This is a genomic window from Sphingomonas sp. Leaf412 (genome assembly GCF_001425405.1).
In the GTDB taxonomy this organism is placed as follows: domain Bacteria; phylum Pseudomonadota; class Alphaproteobacteria; order Sphingomonadales; family Sphingomonadaceae; genus Sphingomonas.
Genome location: NZ_LMQP01000003.1, coordinates 1356662 through 1371566, shown reverse-complemented (window position 1 = coordinate 1371566; position 14905 = coordinate 1356662). Strand labels below are relative to the sequence as shown.

General features: G+C 70.5%; 10 protein-coding genes. 5 read left to right on the top strand and 5 right to left on the bottom strand.

Annotation, left to right across the window (positions count from 1 at the left end; genetic code table 11):
- Window positions 1-71 precede the first annotated feature (71 nt).
- From ASG29_RS13715 to ASG29_RS13705, 3 genes are read right to left on the bottom strand one after another with little or no spacing between them, the layout of a single operon-like run.
- Window positions 72-1250, bottom strand: coding sequence for an HlyD family efflux transporter periplasmic adaptor subunit (locus ASG29_RS13715; protein WP_055984912.1), 1179 nt, complete (start codon window positions 1248-1250; stop codon window positions 72-74).
- Complete coding sequence (locus ASG29_RS13710; RefSeq protein WP_055984909.1) at window positions 1247-2644, bottom strand: efflux transporter outer membrane subunit; 1398 nt, start codon at window positions 2642-2644, stop codon at window positions 1247-1249. The genes ASG29_RS13715 and ASG29_RS13710 overlap by 4 nt, the downstream gene beginning before the upstream one ends.
- Window positions 2632-3093, bottom strand: a complete 462-nt coding sequence (locus ASG29_RS13705) for a MarR family winged helix-turn-helix transcriptional regulator (protein ID WP_055984906.1) — start codon at window positions 3091-3093, stop codon at window positions 2632-2634. The genes ASG29_RS13710 and ASG29_RS13705 overlap by 13 nt, the downstream gene beginning before the upstream one ends.
- 201 nt (window positions 3094-3294) lie before the next feature.
- On the opposite strand from ASG29_RS13705, the gene ASG29_RS13700 reads away from it, so the two are divergent.
- The 3 genes from ASG29_RS13700 to ASG29_RS13690 all read left to right on the top strand — a co-directional run bounded on the left by ASG29_RS13700 (window position 3295) and on the right by ASG29_RS13690 (window position 8727).
- The gene (locus ASG29_RS13700; protein ID WP_414884686.1) at window positions 3295-6150 is read left to right on the top strand and encodes a M16 family metallopeptidase; all 2856 of its coding nucleotides are present in this window, start codon (window positions 3295-3297) and stop codon (window positions 6148-6150) included.
- Window positions 6151-6161: 11 nt separating this feature from the next.
- Window positions 6162-6461 (top strand): hypothetical protein, encoded by a 300-nt coding sequence (locus tag ASG29_RS13695; RefSeq protein WP_055985685.1) that lies wholly within the window; start codon window positions 6162-6164, stop codon window positions 6459-6461.
- A 397-nt stretch (window positions 6462-6858) separates the two neighbouring features.
- A complete protein-coding gene (locus ASG29_RS13690) occupies window positions 6859-8727 on the top strand; it encodes a gamma-glutamyltransferase family protein (RefSeq protein ID WP_055984903.1) in 1869 nt (622 codons plus the stop codon).
- Between the two features lie 157 nt (window positions 8728-8884).
- On the opposite strand, the gene ASG29_RS13685 is transcribed toward ASG29_RS13690, so the two are convergent.
- Window positions 8885-9367: an Lrp/AsnC family transcriptional regulator gene (locus tag ASG29_RS13685; RefSeq protein WP_055984901.1), complete on the bottom strand. Its 483-nt coding sequence runs from the start codon at window positions 9365-9367 to the stop codon at window positions 8885-8887.
- A gap of 116 nt (window positions 9368-9483) precedes the next feature.
- Here ASG29_RS13685 and ald point away from each other — a divergent pair, with 116 nt between their 5' ends.
- Window positions 9484-10569: an alanine dehydrogenase gene (gene ald, locus ASG29_RS13680; protein WP_055985682.1), complete on the top strand. Its 1086-nt coding sequence runs from the start codon at window positions 9484-9486 to the stop codon at window positions 10567-10569.
- A gap of 276 nt (window positions 10570-10845) precedes the next feature.
- Window positions 10846-11265, top strand: a complete 420-nt coding sequence (locus ASG29_RS13675) for a YybH family protein (RefSeq protein WP_055984898.1) — start codon at window positions 10846-10848, stop codon at window positions 11263-11265.
- A 169-nt stretch (window positions 11266-11434) separates the two neighbouring features.
- On the opposite strand, the gene mfd is transcribed toward ASG29_RS13675, so the two are convergent.
- Window positions 11435-14890, bottom strand: coding sequence for a transcription-repair coupling factor (gene mfd, locus ASG29_RS13670; RefSeq protein WP_055984894.1), 3456 nt, complete (start codon window positions 14888-14890; stop codon window positions 11435-11437).
- Window positions 14891-14905: the final 15 nt, after the last annotated feature.

The following is a 14905-nucleotide window of genomic DNA, read 5'->3' as shown; positions in this document are numbered from 1 at the left end:
GGCCCCTTCCCTCTCCCATCGGGAGAGGGAGGGAGGCGCGCAGCACCGGAAGGGTGAGGGCAGTCGATCGATCACCGGTTCGCCGCCACGATCTGCCGGATGCGCGCCTCGACCATCGGGTCGTCGTAGCCCGCGGTGTCGCCGCGGTACGGCGCGGTCGCGGCGGCGGCGAGGCGGGCGCCGCCCTTCGACGCGGTGTCGACGGTCGCCTTCACCGACAGGCCCACGCGCAACGGGTTGGCGCGCAATTCCTTCGGATCGAGCGCGATGCGCACCGGCACGCGCTGGACGATCTTGATCCAGTTCCCGCTGGCGTTCTGCGGCGGCAGCAGCGCGAAGGCGTTGCCGCTGCCCGCCGCCAGCCCGACGACGCGGCCGTGATAGACGATGTCGTCGCCGTACATGTCCGCCACCACCGTCGCGGGCTGTCCGATGCGGACGTCCTTCAGCTGCGTCTCGCGGAAATTGGCGTCGACCCACAGGCGTTGCAGCGGGACGATCGCCATCAACGGCGTGCCGCTCTGGATCTGCTGCCCCACCTGCACCGTCCGCTGCGCGACGACGCCGTCGATCGGCGCGGTGACGCGCATGTGGCTGCGCTGGATCGCGGCGCGGCGGTACATGGCCTTGGCGGCCAGGACCGCGGGATTGGTGTCCACGTTGGTGCCCGCGACCGTGCTGGTCGCCTGCCGCCGCTGCTCGCGCGCCAGGTTCAGGTTCGCGGCCGCGACCTTCACCGCGTCGGCGGCATGGTCCAGTTCCTCGCCCGACACCGCGCCCTCGGCGGCGGCGCCGCGTCGGCGCGCGTAGTCGTCGCGCGCGCGCGACAGTTCCGCCTGCGCCTGCACGATGCCCGCATCCGATTGCCCCACGCGCGTGAAGTCCGCCCGCGTCGCGCGCACCGCCTTCGCCAGTTCGGCCTCCGCGCTCTGCAACGCCACGTCCGACGCCAGCGGGTCCAGTTCGACCAGCGGCTGTCCCGCCTTCACCGATTGCGTGTTGTCGGCGTGGAGCGCCACCACGGTGCCGGGATCGCGCGCGGTGATCGCGACCACGTCGCCCGCGACATAGGCGTCGTCGGTCTCCTCCTCCGGCACCGCCAGCAGGAAGTGGAACACCGCCCACACGATCAGCCCGACGACGATGACGATCGCCAGCACCGCGAACGCGCGTTTGCGCGCCTTCGGCTTGCCGGTGGGGGCGGGGGTGGGCGTGGGGGCGGGGGCCGTCTCGGCCGCGGTATCGGTCATCGGGGCGTGTCCTGCACGGGAGCGAATCCGCCGCCCAGCGCGACCGCGAGTGCGGCGCGCGCCGTCAGCGCGTCGATGGAAAGGTTGGCGGCGGCCAGCTCGGCGTCGAGCAGCCTGATATCGTTGTCGATGCCGGTCAGCCTGCTGTCGAGCCCGCTCGACACGCGGATCGCGTTCAGCCGCCCGGTCTCGGCGAAGCCCGCGACGACCGCGCGCTGGCGCGCCTTGGCCACGTCGGTCGCCTGCACCCGCGCGATCGCGTCCGCGACCTCGCGCGCGGCGGCCACGACCGCCTCGTTATATTGCGCGGTCGCCACGTCCTGCGCCGCGGTCGCGCCCGCCAAATCGGCCTTCAGCCGGCCGTTGTCGAAAATCGGCAGGTGCAATGCCGCGCCGACGCCCGCAGTGCCGGCATCGGGCTGGATGAAATTGGCGAGGCCGATGGCCTGCAATCCCACCAGCGCGGTGAGGTTGATATCCGGATAGAAGGCGCGGCGCGCGACCTGCCGCCCCGCGCTCGCCGCCGCGACGCGCGCCTGCGCCGCGGCGATGTCGGCCCGGCGCGCCAGCAGGTCGGCGGGGATGCGTGCGGGGACGGGAAGGGCGATCTCCGCCGGGATGCGCGTCGGCCCGATGCCGTTGCCGTAATCCGGCCCGCGTCCCGCCAGCGCGGCGAGGGCGTTCACCGCCAGCACGCGCGCCGCCTGCGCATCGACCAGTGCCAGTTCCGCCTGCGCCAGCAACGTGCGCGCCGCCTCGTGATCCAGCCGGCTCGCCAGCCGGTTGCGCACCCGCGCGTCGACCAGGCCCAGCGAACGACGGCGCGTCGCGATCGACGCCTTCGCGATGGCCGCGCGCCGTTCCGCGCGTGCCACCTCGGCATAGGAACGCGTCACCGATCCGGCCAGCATCAGCCGCGCGGCGGCCAGGTCGTACGCGGCGGCGTCCGCGCCCGCCGCGGCCTGCGCGATCCGCGCCTTCTGCCGCCCGAACAGGTCCAGGTCGTAGCTCAGCCCCGCCTGTCCGGTGCCCAGTTCGCGCACCGTCCCGCCGAAGGGGGGCGGGATGGTGTACCGGCCCGACAGGCGTGCGGCCTGCACCTGCGAATCGAGCGCCACGTCGACGCCGCGGTTGGCGTCGTTGCGCGCCAGCACCGCCTGCGCCTGCCGCAGCCGCGCCGCCGCGGTGTCGAGCGAGGGATTGCCCGCCAGCGCATCCGCGACCAGCCGGTCCAGCTGCGGGTCGCCCGCCGCCTTCCACCATTCGGTCGCCACGACCACCGATGGTCCCGCCAGCGCGAGGTCCGCCGCCGCGCGTGGCGACACCGCGGGCGGGGAGGCGGGGATCGCGCATCCCGCCAGCAACGCGGGCGCTAATACGGTCAGGCGGCGCATGACTTGGCCTCCATCGTGGCGCGCAGGCGGTTCAGCTGCGCGATCAGCGCATCGACCTCCGCCGCGTCCCAATCGTCGAGCAGATGGTTCCAGCAGGCGATGGCGAGCTTGCGGCACCGCATCGCCATCGCCTCTCCCTCCGTGGTCAGCGACAGGTTGATGACGCGGCGATCGTCCGAATCGCGGCGGCGCATCACCAGCCCCTTCGCCTCCAGCGCGTCGATCATCCGGGTCATCGCGCCCTTGTCGTGCGCCAGGTCGCGCGCCAGCGTGGCGCATGTCGCGCCGCGACCGAAGTGGATCGAGATCAGTGCGGACCATTGCACCGCGCTGATCCCCTCCGCCGCGAACAACCGGTCCAGCGCGGCGACGCCGTGCTGGTGCCCGACGCGCAACAGGTAACCGATTGACGACTCGGGATAGAAATTCGTTTCGGCGTAGAAGGGCATGACGTTGCGATGGCAATGGTTGCATCGGCAGTCAATTTCTTTTTGTTGCCGCCTTGTTGCTGCCCGGGTCGACGGTGTAGCCGACCCGTCTCCCGCCTGCGGACGGGGGCGGGGGTGGGGCCGTGCCCGCGCATCGTCCCCGATCGTCACGCCCATCCCCAGCCCGTTCCGCACGCGGGGGAACAGCCGGAGCCGCCACCCTTGCTTCACCGTCACCTGTTGCTGGGCACCGCGATCGCGGCGCTCGCCGTCGCCGCCGCCGCCGTGCCCGTCGCCGCCGCCCCGCTTTCCGCCGCTCCCGTGCCCGCCGCCGCGCCGGTCGCGGATCTCGTGCGGCAGGTCGATATCCCGTACGAACAATTCACGCTGCCCAACGGCCTGCGCGTCGTCGTCCATACGGACCGCAAGGCGCCCGTCGTCGCGGTCAGCATGTGGTACGACGTCGGCTCGAAGCACGAGCCGAAGGGCAGGACCGGCTTCGCGCACCTGTTCGAACATCTGATGTTCAACGGCAGCGAGAATGCGCCGGGCGACTTCTTCGAACCGCTCAAGCAGGTCGGCGCCACCGATTACAACGGCACCACCTATTACGACCGCACCAATTATTTCGAGACCGTCCCCACCGCCGCGCTGGACCGCGCGCTGTTCCTCGAATCCGATCGCATGGGCCACCTGACCGGCGCGATCACGCAGGCGGTGCTGGATGAGCAGCGCGGCGTGGTGCAGAACGAGAAGCGGCAGGGCGACAACCAGCCCTACGGCCTGGTCCGCTACAAGCTGGCGACCGGCATCTTTCCCGCCGATCACCCTTATGGCCATGAAACGATCGGATCGATGGCCGATCTCGACGCCGCGAGCGTGGCCGACGTGAAGGACTGGTTCCGGCGCCATTATGGCCCCAACAATGCCGTCCTGGTCCTGGCGGGCGACGTCGACGTCGCGACCGCGAAGCGGCTGGTGACGAAATATTTCGGCGACATCGCGCGCGGGCCCGAAAGCGTCGCGCCGCCCGCCCCGATCCCCGCCGCGCTGCCCGGCCCCGCGGTGGAGGTGATGAAGGACAAGGTCGCCGCGCCGCTGGTGCTGAAAAGCTGGGCAGTGCCCGGCCTGAACGACGCCGACGCCGCCGCGCTGGACGTGGCGGCAGGTGTGCTCGGCGGCCTCGCCAGTTCGCGGCTGGACAATATCCTGGTCAAGAAGGAACAGCTGGCGGTGCAGGTCGGCGCCTCCAACAATTCCTATACGCAGGTCGGCACCTTCTACGTCAACGCAGTGGTGCGGCCGGGCGTCGATCCCGCCTTGGTATCGCGGCGGCTGGACGAGATCCTGGCCGATTTCCGGAAGAACGGCCCGACCGCGGACGAGGTGAACCGCTACGTGACGCAGACCGTGTCGCAGCGCGTGGCCGGGCTGGAATCGGTCGGCGGCTTCGGCGGGAAGGCGGTCGCGCTGGCCGAGGGCGCGCTTTATTCGGGCGATCCCGGCTTCTACAGGAAGCAGCTGGCGGACCTGGCGCGGCAGACGCCCGCGACCGTGCGCGCGGCGGCGCAGAAATGGCTGTCGCGCCCGGCCTATATGCTGACCGTCCTGCCCGGCCAGCGCGACGCCTATGCCGAGGCCGCGGTCCCCCCCGCGGTCGCGGTGAAGCCCGCGCCGGAAACGCCGGTGAAGGGAACGCGCGGCCCGCTTCCCGCGGTGGGCGATGTCGCGGGCCTGACCTTCCCGGCCGTGGAACGCGCGCGCCTGTCGAACGGCATCGGCATCGTCTACGCCCGCCGCGCGACCGTGCCGATGACGAAGCTGGTGCTCAGCTTCGACGCCGGCGTGGCGGCCGATGTCGCGGACAAGCTCGGCACGCAGCAGCTGACGCTGGCGATGCTGGACGAAGGGACCGCGACGCTCGATTCGATCGGCTTCGCGGAGGCGCAGGAGCGGCTGGGCGCGGCGATCTACGCCGGCGGATCGGCGGACCGCACGACGCTGTCGTTGCGCACGCCCAGCGCGAACCTCGATGCGGCCAGCGCCCTGTGGGCCGACGTCGCGCGCGCCCCCGCCTTCCCGCAGGGGGAGCTGCAACGCGTGAAGACGCAGCAGCTGACCGAGATCGAACAGGAACTGACCAGCCCCGACGGCCTGTCGCGCCGCGTCCTGCCGCCGCTGGTGATGCCCGGCTCCCCCTACGGCAAGGCGCAGGGGTCGGGCGATCCGCGGGCGGTCGCGGCGCTGACCCGCGCCGACCTGGTCGCCTTCCGCGACGCCTGGCTGCGACCGGACAAGGCGACGCTGTTCGTGGTGTCGGACCGCCCGCTGGCGGAAATCCGCGCGCTGCTGGAACGCCGCCTGGGCGACTGGCGCGCCGGGACGACGCCCGCGGGGGTGAAGACCTTCCCCGCGCAGGCCGCGTCCGTGACCCCGCGCATCGTGCTGGTCGACCGGCCCGACAGTCCGCAATCGCTGATCGCGGGCGGCGTCTCGACGGGGTTGAAGGGCACCGACGACCTGCTGCCGGTGCAGGTCGCCAACGACGCGCTGGGCGGCGGCTTCCTGGGCCGGATGAACATGAACCTGCGCGAGGAGAAACACTGGTCCTACGGCGTCAGCGGCAATTTCTCGCGCTACCGGAACGCCGCGCCCTACCTGTTGAACGCACCGGTGCAGGCCGACCGGACCGGCGCCGCGATCGCGGAGATGCGGCGCGAGATGACGCGCTTCGTCGGCGCGGCGCCGATGACGCAGGCGGAGTTCGATCGCGCGATCAACGGCGCGACGCGGTCGCTGTCGGGCGAGTTCGAGACGTCCGACGACGTGCTGGCGGCGATGCAGGCGAACGACCTGTACCGGCGTCCCGACGATTATTACGCCACGATCACGCAGCGCTATCGCGCGCTGACCCCGGCGCAGGCGAATGCGGCGATGAAGGCGGCGCTGGACCCGTCGCGCCTGGTGTGGGTCGTCGTCGGCGACGCGGGCAAGGTGAAGCCGCAGCTTGACAGCGCGGGCCTGCCCGTGGAGGTCGTGCCCGCGAACGCGGTGGCGGGTGCGCCGGCCGCGCAATGATGGAGCAGGATATGTCGGGTATCGACGGCAATTGGGACGTGGTCGTGAAGTCGCCGCTTGGCGACCAGAAACTGACCCTGGCGGTCAAGAGCGACGGCGACACCTTCACCGGCACCGGATCCGGCGCGATGGGCTCGGCGGACATCACCGGCGCGGTCGACGGCAACACGCTGACGTGGAAGCAGCAGGTGACGACGCCGATGCCGATGACGCTGGACATGACCGCCACGGTCGACGGCGACACGATGACGGGCACCGTCGGCGCGGGCGCCTTCGGCAGCTTCCCGCTGAACGGCACGCGCGCGGCGTGAGGTCGACGCCCGCCGCTCCTGACGGGGCGGCGGGCGCTTTGCCGTCGTCGCGGCGGGCGCGGGACCTTTGCAAAGCCCTCTCAGATGCCTCCAAGTATCGTCACCCCGGGCTTGTCCCGGGGTCCACCGTGCCGCACGATCAACGGCTTCTGCCAGTGCGGCACAGCGGATGCCGGGACAGGCCCGGCATGACGAAGAGTCAGGCGAAGACTTGCCTCCTGCGCCGGAAGGGGGTGGCATACCCTCTAACGTCTTTTTGTGTCCCCGCGAAGGCGGGGCCCCAGTCTGGGCCTCCGCCTTCGCGGAGGCGCAATGATGCGTGAGGGTGCGGGCGAAGAACCTTGCCCCCGCTCCCCCGCCGCCCCAAGGTCGCGGCTCCCCGACAGGAGCCAAGTCCATGCGCCGCCGCACTTTCATCGCCTCGCTCCCCGCCGCCGCGCTCCCGGTGTCGGCGCTTGCCCAGACCGGCACGCCCGGCGCGCAGGGCGCCCCCGCCGCGGGCCAGAACGGCGCCCCGCTCCCGAAAAAGCAGCTCCCGCCGCGCTGGCAGGCGGGCGAGGATCGCTTCGTGCGCCCCGATGTCGGCCCCGGCGACCGTCCGGTCGGCGCCAGCTTCGCCTCGCGCACCGCGGCCTACGGCCTGACGGGCGCGGCGGGGACGTCGCATCCGCTGGCGACGCAGGCGGGGATCGACATCCTGAAGCGCGGCGGCAGCGCGGTCGATGCCGCGATCGCGATCAACGCCTGCCTCGGCTTCCTCGAACCCACGTCGTGCGGTATCGGCGGCGACGGCTATGCGATGATCTGGGATCCGAAGGCGAAGGCGGTCGTCGGCCTCGCCGGGTCCGGGCGCTCCCCGATGGCGCTCGACCTCGCGACCGTGCGGGCGCGCGCGAAGAACGGCGCGCTGCCCGCGCTGGGCGCGCTGCCGGTGTCGGTGCCCGGCGCGGTCGACGCGTGGTGGACGATGCACCAGCGCTACGGAAAGCTGAAATGGGCCGACCTGTTCGCGCCCGCGATCGCACATGCGGAGAACGGCGCGCCCGTCCCTGACATCATCGCCTATTACATCCGCCGCAGCCTCGTCGCCTTCCGCCGCCCCGGCAACGGGATCGAGGAGGTCGCCAACGCGCTGAAGACATGGGGCATGGCGGACGGAAAGGGGCCGCAGGCGGGGCAGGTGTTCCGCAATCCCGACCTCGCGCGCACCTATCGCGCCATCGCCGCGGGCGGACGCGACGCCTTTTACGAAGGCGAGATCGCGCGCACGATCGACCGCTATTTCAAGCGCATCGGCGGCTGGCTGCGCTACGAGGATCTGGCGCGTCATCGCAGCGAATGGGTGAAGCCGAGCGCGACCGGCTATCGCGGCGCGACCGTTCATGCGCTGGGCGAGAACACGCAGGGGCTGGCCACGCTTCAGATGCTCAACATCCTCGAACGCTTCGATATGGGGGCTGCGGGCTTCCAGTCTCCGCTGTCGATCCATTTGCAGGCGGAGGCGAAGCGCCTCGCCTATGAGGATCGCGCGCGATACTACGCCGATCCGAAGTTCGCGCGCGTGCCGGTCGAATGGCTGATCTCGAAGGATTATGCGGCGCAACGCGCGAAACTGATCCGCCCCGACCGCCTGATGACGGACGTCCGCCCCGGTCAGGCGCCGTCGCGCGGTGACACCACCTATTTCACCTGCGCCGACAGCGACGGGATGATGGTCAGCTTCATCCAGTCCAACTTCCGCGGCATGGGATCCGGATTGGTCGCCGATGGCCTGGGCTTCATGTTCCAGGATCGCGGACAGTTGTTCAGCCTGAAGGACGGCCATCCGAACATCTACGCGCCGGGCAAGCGGCCGTTCCAGACGATCATCCCCGGCTTCGCGACGAAGGACGGGGCGCCGTGGATGAGCTTCGGCGTGATGGGCGGCGACATGCAGCCGCAGGGACAGACGCAGATCGTCGTCAACCGCGTCGACTACGGCCTCGACATCCAGTCCGCGGGCGATTCGCCGCGCTGGCACCACGAAGGGTCGTCGCAATCGATGGGGGAGGACCCCGCCGGGTTGGGGCCGACCGGGCTGCTGCGGCTGGAGACGGGAGTGCCCGCGGCGACGAAGGCGGCGCTGGCGGGCATGGGCTGGACCATCGGCGAGCCGGAGGGCGGTTTCGGCCGATACCAGTGCGTCGAACGCCGGATGGACGGCGCGACGCGCGTCTACGCCGCCGCGAGCGAAATGCGCGCGGACGGCGTGGCGCTGGCGTATTGAGGGGGGGCAGGCAAGAAGGCCGTCATCCCGGCGAAGGCCGGGATCCATCGAGCCGCGGGCGCAGGCGGAGAAATGGATCCCGGCCTTCGCCGGGATGACGGGTGGATGGATCGTCTGTCCGAGATGCCAGCTTTCGCCGGCATGACGGAGGGGCGGCTTATCCCAGCACACCCCCCGGCAACCGCGGCCCCACCACCTCCCTCAAAACGAACCCCGATTCCATCCGCGTCACCCCGGGCAGGTGCGACAGTTCCTCGCGATGCACCTCCGCGAAGTGCGACAGGTCGCGGGTGCGGACGGTCACGAGATAGTCGTCGGTCCCGCTCATCAAATCGCACTTCACGACCGACGGGCTTGCGATCACCGCGCGCTCGAACGCCTCCAGCACGTCCTTGCGCTGGCTCTCCAGCGTCATCTTGATGTGGACGATCGTGGGCCACCCCAGCGCCGCGAGGTCCAGCCGCGCCTCGTAGCCCGCGATCACGCCGCGCTCCTCCAGCAGCCGCTGCCGCCGCGCGATCGCGGTGGCGGATCGCCCGATCGCCTCCGCCAGTGCGAAGGCGGTGGCGCGCGCGTTCGTGACCAGCAACGACAGCAATTGCCGGTCGACGCGGTCGGGCAGGGGGCTTTCCGTCGTCATCGGCGCATCGGTTAGCGGAATCCGCCGTCCACGGGCAAGATGGCGCCCTGCTTTGCCGGGAAACGCCGCGCGCGATGCCGTATAATGGCGGCAACCAGAAACAGGAGAGCTTCCCCATGCGCGTCGGTGTGCCCAAGGAAATCAAGAACCACGAATATCGCGTCGGCCTGACCCCCGGTGCGGTGCGCGAATATGTCGCGCGCGGGCATGAGGTGATCGTGCAGACGAGCGCGGGCGCGGGCATCGCCGCGGACGATGCGGCCTATGTCGCCGCGGGCGCGCGCATCGTGGATACCGCGCAGGAAGTCTTCGCCACCGCCGACATGGTCGTGAAGGTGAAGGAGCCGCAGCCCGCGGAATGGGCGCAGCTGCGCGAGGACCAGATCCTCTTCACCTACCTCCACCTCGCGCCCGATCCCGATCAGGCGAAGGGCCTGATGGCGTCGGGCGTCACCGCGGTCGCGTACGAGACCGTCACCGACCGCCACGGCCAGCTGCCGCTGCTCGCGCCGATGAGCGAGGTCGCGGGCCGCCTGTCGATCGAGGCCGCGGGCACCGCGCTGAAGGCATATAACGGCGGGCGCGGCGTGCTGCTGGGCGGCGTGCCGGGCGTGCAGCCCGCACGGATCGTCGTGCTGGGCGGCGGCGTCGTCGGCACGCATGCGGCGCGCATGGCGGTGGGGCTGGGCTCCGAGGTCACGATCATCGACCGCTCGATCCCGCGGTTGCGTGAACTGGACGAGCTGTTCCAGGGCCGCGTGCGCACGCGCGTGTCAACGCTGGAATCGATCGAGCAGGAGATCGCGGAGGCGGATGCGGTGATCGGCGCGGTGCTGATCCCCGGCGCGTCGGCGCCCAAGCTGGTGACGCGCGCGATGCTGGCGCACATGAAGCCGCGCAGCGTGCTGGTCGACGTCGCGATCGACCAGGGCGGGTGTTTCGAGACGTCGCACGCCACGACCCATGCGGACCCGACGTACGAGGTCGACGGCGTGATCCATTATTGCGTCGCCAACATGCCCGGCGCGGTGCCGCTGACGTCCAGCCACGCGCTGAACAACGCCACGCTGCCGTACGGCCTGGCGCTCGCGGGCAAGGGCGTGGCCGCGATCGATGCCGACGCGGGGCTGAAGGAAGGGCTGAACGTGAAGGGCGGCCGGATCGTCAGCCAGGTCGTCGCGGACGCCCTCGGGTTTTCCTGAACGCACCGTCACCCCGGCCTTGAGCCGGGGTCCATCCGGCCGCGGGCGAGCGGTTCGATAAACGGGCGATGCGCTGTCGGCTTGATGGACCCCGGATCGAGTCCGGGGTGACGGCGCCTTACTAACCGTCATGCCGGGCTCGTCCCGGCATCCACCGTGCCGCACCTGCCGCCTGTGTGAGGCATGCGGCGCGGTGGACCCCGGCACGGGGCCGGGGTGACGGGTCGTGTGTGGCGACGCACTTGCCTCCCCGCCGGATGCAGGCATGATGCCGCGATGCTGGCAAACCTCCTCCCCTTCACGCTGCTGGTCGCAGCCGCTCCCGCCACCACGCCGCAGGCGGAGATCGAGGCCGCGATGGCGTCCAGCGCCGCGGGGTGGAACGCGGGCGACCTGTCGCGCTTCATGGCGGTCTACGCCGACGACGCGATCTATGCCGCGGGGACCGAGCTGGCGCGGGGAAAGGCTGCGATCGCGGCGCGTTACGCGAAGAGCTTCGCGCCGGGTGGCAATACGCGGGGACGGCTGACGTTTCAGCCGGTCGCGTGGCGGACGATCAGCAACGTGCACCGCCTGTTCGTCGCGCGCTGGACGCTCACGCCCGCGGGCGGCGCGAAGGCGCAGACGGGCCTGACGACCCTGCTGTTCGAACGCCGCAAGGACGGGTGGCGGATCATCTCGGACCACAGTTCGTAAAGCCGGGCCCGGAAAGGACCGCCGTTCGCCCTGAGCGAAGTCGAAGGGTATGCGCCGACGGTGGCGCACAGGCTTCGACTTCGATGCGTTGCATCGAAGCCTTTCCTGAGCGCCTGCCTTGGCAGGCAGTCGAAGGGCTCAGCCCGAACGGATGGGGCGGCTGACCACCTTACCCCGCCGCCTTCGCCAGCCCCTTCGACAATTGCAGCGCCCCGTTCAGCCGCGCCTGCGGATCCGCCCAGTTGCGGGTGAGCGCGAGTTTGGAATCGGGCCGCAGCTTCGCGATCCCGCCCAGTTTCTCGACATAGTTCAGCAGCCCCGCGACATTGGGCGGCTTGTCGTCATGGAACGCCACCAGCGCGCCCTTCGGCCCCACGTCCAGCTTCGCGACGCAGGCGGTGCGCGCGTTCAGCTTGATCTCCATCACCTTCACGAGGTTGTCGGTCGCCAGCGGCAGCTTCCCGAACCGGTCGATCATCTCGGCGGCGAACTGGTCGAGGCCGGCGCGATCGTCCACTTCGTTCAACCGCCGGTACAGCCCCATGCGCAGGTCGAGGTCGGGGACGTACTCCTCCGGGATCAGGATCGGCGCGTCGACGGTGATCTGCGGGCTGAAATCGCGCGGGCGCTGCGCGAAGCCGCCCGCCTTGGCGTCCATGATCGCCTCTTCCAGCATCGACTGGTAGAGTTCGTAGCCCACTTCCTTGATATGCCCCGACTGTTCGTCGCCCAGCAGATTGCCCGCCCCGCGGATGTCGAGGTCGTGGCTGGCGAGCTGGAACCCCGCGCCCAAGGTATCGAGGTCGCTCAGCACCTTCAGCCGCTTTTCCGCCGCCTCGGTCATCTGCCGCTCGGGCGGCGCGACCATATAGGCATAGGCGCGCGTCTTCGACCGCCCGACGCGGCCGCGCAGCTGATAAAGCTGCGCCAGCCCGAAGCGGTCGGCGCGATTGACGATGAGGGTGTTGGCGGACGGAATATCGATCCCCGATTCGATGATTGAGGTGGAGATCAGCACCTCGAACTTCTTCTCGACGAAGGCGCTCATCCGCTCCTCCACCTCGCTCGGCGCCATCTGTCCGTGCGCGACGACGTAGCGGATTTCGGGCACCTGCTTGTTCAGGTAATCCTCGATATCGGGCAGGTCGGCGATGCGCGGCGTGACCAGGAACGACTGCCCGCCGCGATAATGTTCGCGCAGCAACGCCTCGCGCAGCACCACCGGGTCCCACGGCATGACGTACGTCCGCACCGCCAGCCGGTCGACCGGCGGCGTCTGGATCACGGACAGTTCGCGCAGGCCGCTCATCGCCATCTGCAACGTCCGCGGGATCGGCGTCGCGGTCAGCGTCAGCATGTGGACGTCGGCGCGAAGGGTCTTCAGCCGCTCCTTGTGCGTCACGCCGAAACGCTGCTCCTCGTCGACGATGACGAGGCCCAGCCGCTTGAAATCGATCGCCTTCGCCAGCAGCGCGTGGGTGCCGATGACGATGTCGATCGACCCGTCGGTCAGCCCCTCCTTCACCCTTTTCGCCTCTGCCGCCTGGACGAGGCGAGAGATGCGGCCGATGTTGATCGGGAAGCCTTCGAAGCGGCTGGTGAAATTGTTGTAATGCTGCCGCGCCAGCAGGGTGGTGGGGCAAATGACCGCCACCTGCATCCCCGCCATCGCGGCGACGAAGGCGGCGCGCAGCGCGACCTCGGTCTTGCCGAAGCCGACGTCGCCGACGATCAGCCGGTCCATCGGCTTGCCCGCGGCGAGGTCCGCCAGCACGTCGCCGATCGCGCGATCCTGGTCGTCGGTCTCCTCGTACGGGAAGCGGTCGACGAACGCCGGATAGCCCGCGCTGTCCGGCTCCGCGATTTCGCCGGGGCGCAGCGCGCGTTCGGCCGCGACCGCGATCAGCTCGCCCGCGATCTCGCGGATCCGCTCCTTCATCTTCGACTTGCGCCGCTGCCACGCCTCGCCGCCCAGCCGGTCCAGCGTCGCGCCGTCCTCGCCCGATCCGTAACGCGACAGGACTTCCAGATTCTCGACCGGCACGTACAATTTGTCGCCGCCGGCATATTCCAGCTGGACGCAATCGTGCGGTGCCTTGGCCACCGGCACCTGCGTCAACCCGACGTAGCGCCCGATCCCGTGATCCGCGTGGACGACCAGGTCGCCCGGCGACAGCGTGGCGAGTTCGGCCAGGAAGGCGTCCGCCGACTTGCGCCGCTTCGACCGCCGGACCAGCCGGTCGCCCAGCATGTCCTGCTCGGTCAGCACCGCGACGCCCGGCGCGGTGAAGCCGTGGTCGAGCGGGAGGACGATCAGGGCCACGCCCGAAACCGCGCCGCCCAGCGCCTCCTGCCACGTCTCCACGCTCCGCGCGCCGGACAGGTCGTGGTCCTCCAGCAAATTCTTCAACCGCTCCCGCGCGCCGATCGAATAGCTGGCCAGGATCGGCTTGCGCCCGTCCTTCTTCAGTTTCGCGAGATGCGCGACGACCGCCTCGTACACGTTCGCCTGCGCCGCGCGCTCGGGGGCGAAGTCGCGCGGGCCGTCGACGCCGAAATCCAGGACCGTCCGGGATTCGGGCTCGTGGAACGGCGTGGCGAGATGCGCGGGCTGCGCCGCGATCGCGTCGCGCCATTCGCCGTCGTCCAGGTACAGGGTCTTTGCAGGGAGCGCGCGATAGCTGCCGGGCTGCGCCGCCTCCGCGCGTTTCCGGTTCTCGTAATAGTCCGCGATCGATTCCAGCCGCGATTCGGCCGCGTTCGGCGAACCCGAATCGCGCACGACCACGTCGTCGGCGCCCAGATGCTCCCACAGCGTCGCCAGCTTCTCCTCGAACAGCGGCAGCCAATGCTCCATCCCCGCCAGCCGCCGGCCCTCGCTGACCGCCTGATACAGCGGGTCGCCGGTCGCGGTCGCGCCGAACGTGTCGCGGTACCGGGTGCGGAACCGCTTCACGCTGTCCTCGTCCAGCAGCGCCTCCGACGCGGGCAGCAGGATGAAGCGGTCGATGCGCCCCGTCGTGCGCTGGTCCGCGGGGTCGAAGGTGCGGACGCTCTCGATCTCGTCGCCGAAGAAATCGAGCCGCAGCGCATTCTCCTCGCCGCTGGGGAACAGGTCGACGATGCCGCCGCGGACCGCATATTCGCCCTGGTCGTGGACCGTGTCGGTGCGGACGTAGCCGTTGGCCTGCAACAGCGTCCCCAGCCGGTCGCGCCCGATCTTCTCACCCGGGCGCAGCGTCGCGACCAGTTGCCGGATACGGAACGGCGTCAGCGTCCGCTGCGTCACCGCGTTGACCGTGGTCAGCACCAGCTGCGCGGTCCCCGGCTTCTGTTGCAACCGGTGCAGCGCGCCGATCCGCTCCGCCATCGTGCGCAGCGTCGGCGACGCGCGGTCGTACGGCAGGCAGTCCCACGCGGGAAGCTGCACCACCTCCAGCTCGGGGGCGAAGAACGGCGCGGTCGCCGCGATCGACCGCATCTGCGCCTCGTCCGACGCCACGAACACCGCCCGCGTCGGCGCCGCCCGCGCGAGGTCCGCGAGCAGCGACGGCAGGAACCCCGCGGGCACCCCCGCGAGGGTCAGGGGGACGGTGGCGGACAGGATGGTCTTGAGGTCGGGCATCGGAAACCTTGACGC

What these genes read in the sequence shown, in the direction of transcription:
- ASG29_RS13715 (WP_055984912.1), bottom strand. Translation starts at nt 1,250, where the DNA reads ATGACCGATACCGCGGCCGAGACGGCCCCCGCCCCCACGCCCACCCCC.
- ASG29_RS13710 (WP_055984909.1), bottom strand. Translation starts at nt 2,644, where the DNA reads ATGCGCCGCCTGACCGTATTAGCGCCCGCGTTGCTGGCGGGATGCGCG.
- ASG29_RS13705 (WP_055984906.1), bottom strand. Translation starts at nt 3,093, where the DNA reads ATGCCCTTCTACGCCGAAACGAATTTCTATCCCGAGTCGTCAATCGGT.
- ASG29_RS13695 (WP_055985685.1), top strand. Translation starts at nt 6,162, where the DNA reads ATGTCGGGTATCGACGGCAATTGGGACGTGGTCGTGAAGTCGCCGCTT.
- ASG29_RS13690 (WP_055984903.1), top strand. Translation starts at nt 6,859, where the DNA reads ATGCGCCGCCGCACTTTCATCGCCTCGCTCCCCGCCGCCGCGCTCCCG.
- ASG29_RS13685 (WP_055984901.1), bottom strand. Translation starts at nt 9,367, where the DNA reads ATGACGACGGAAAGCCCCCTGCCCGACCGCGTCGACCGGCAATTGCTG.
- ald (WP_055985682.1), top strand. Translation starts at nt 9,484, where the DNA reads ATGCGCGTCGGTGTGCCCAAGGAAATCAAGAACCACGAATATCGCGTC.
- ASG29_RS13675 (WP_055984898.1), top strand. Translation starts at nt 10,846, where the DNA reads ATGCTGGCAAACCTCCTCCCCTTCACGCTGCTGGTCGCAGCCGCTCCC.
- mfd (WP_055984894.1), bottom strand. Translation starts at nt 14,890, where the DNA reads ATGCCCGACCTCAAGACCATCCTGTCCGCCACCGTCCCCCTGACCCTC.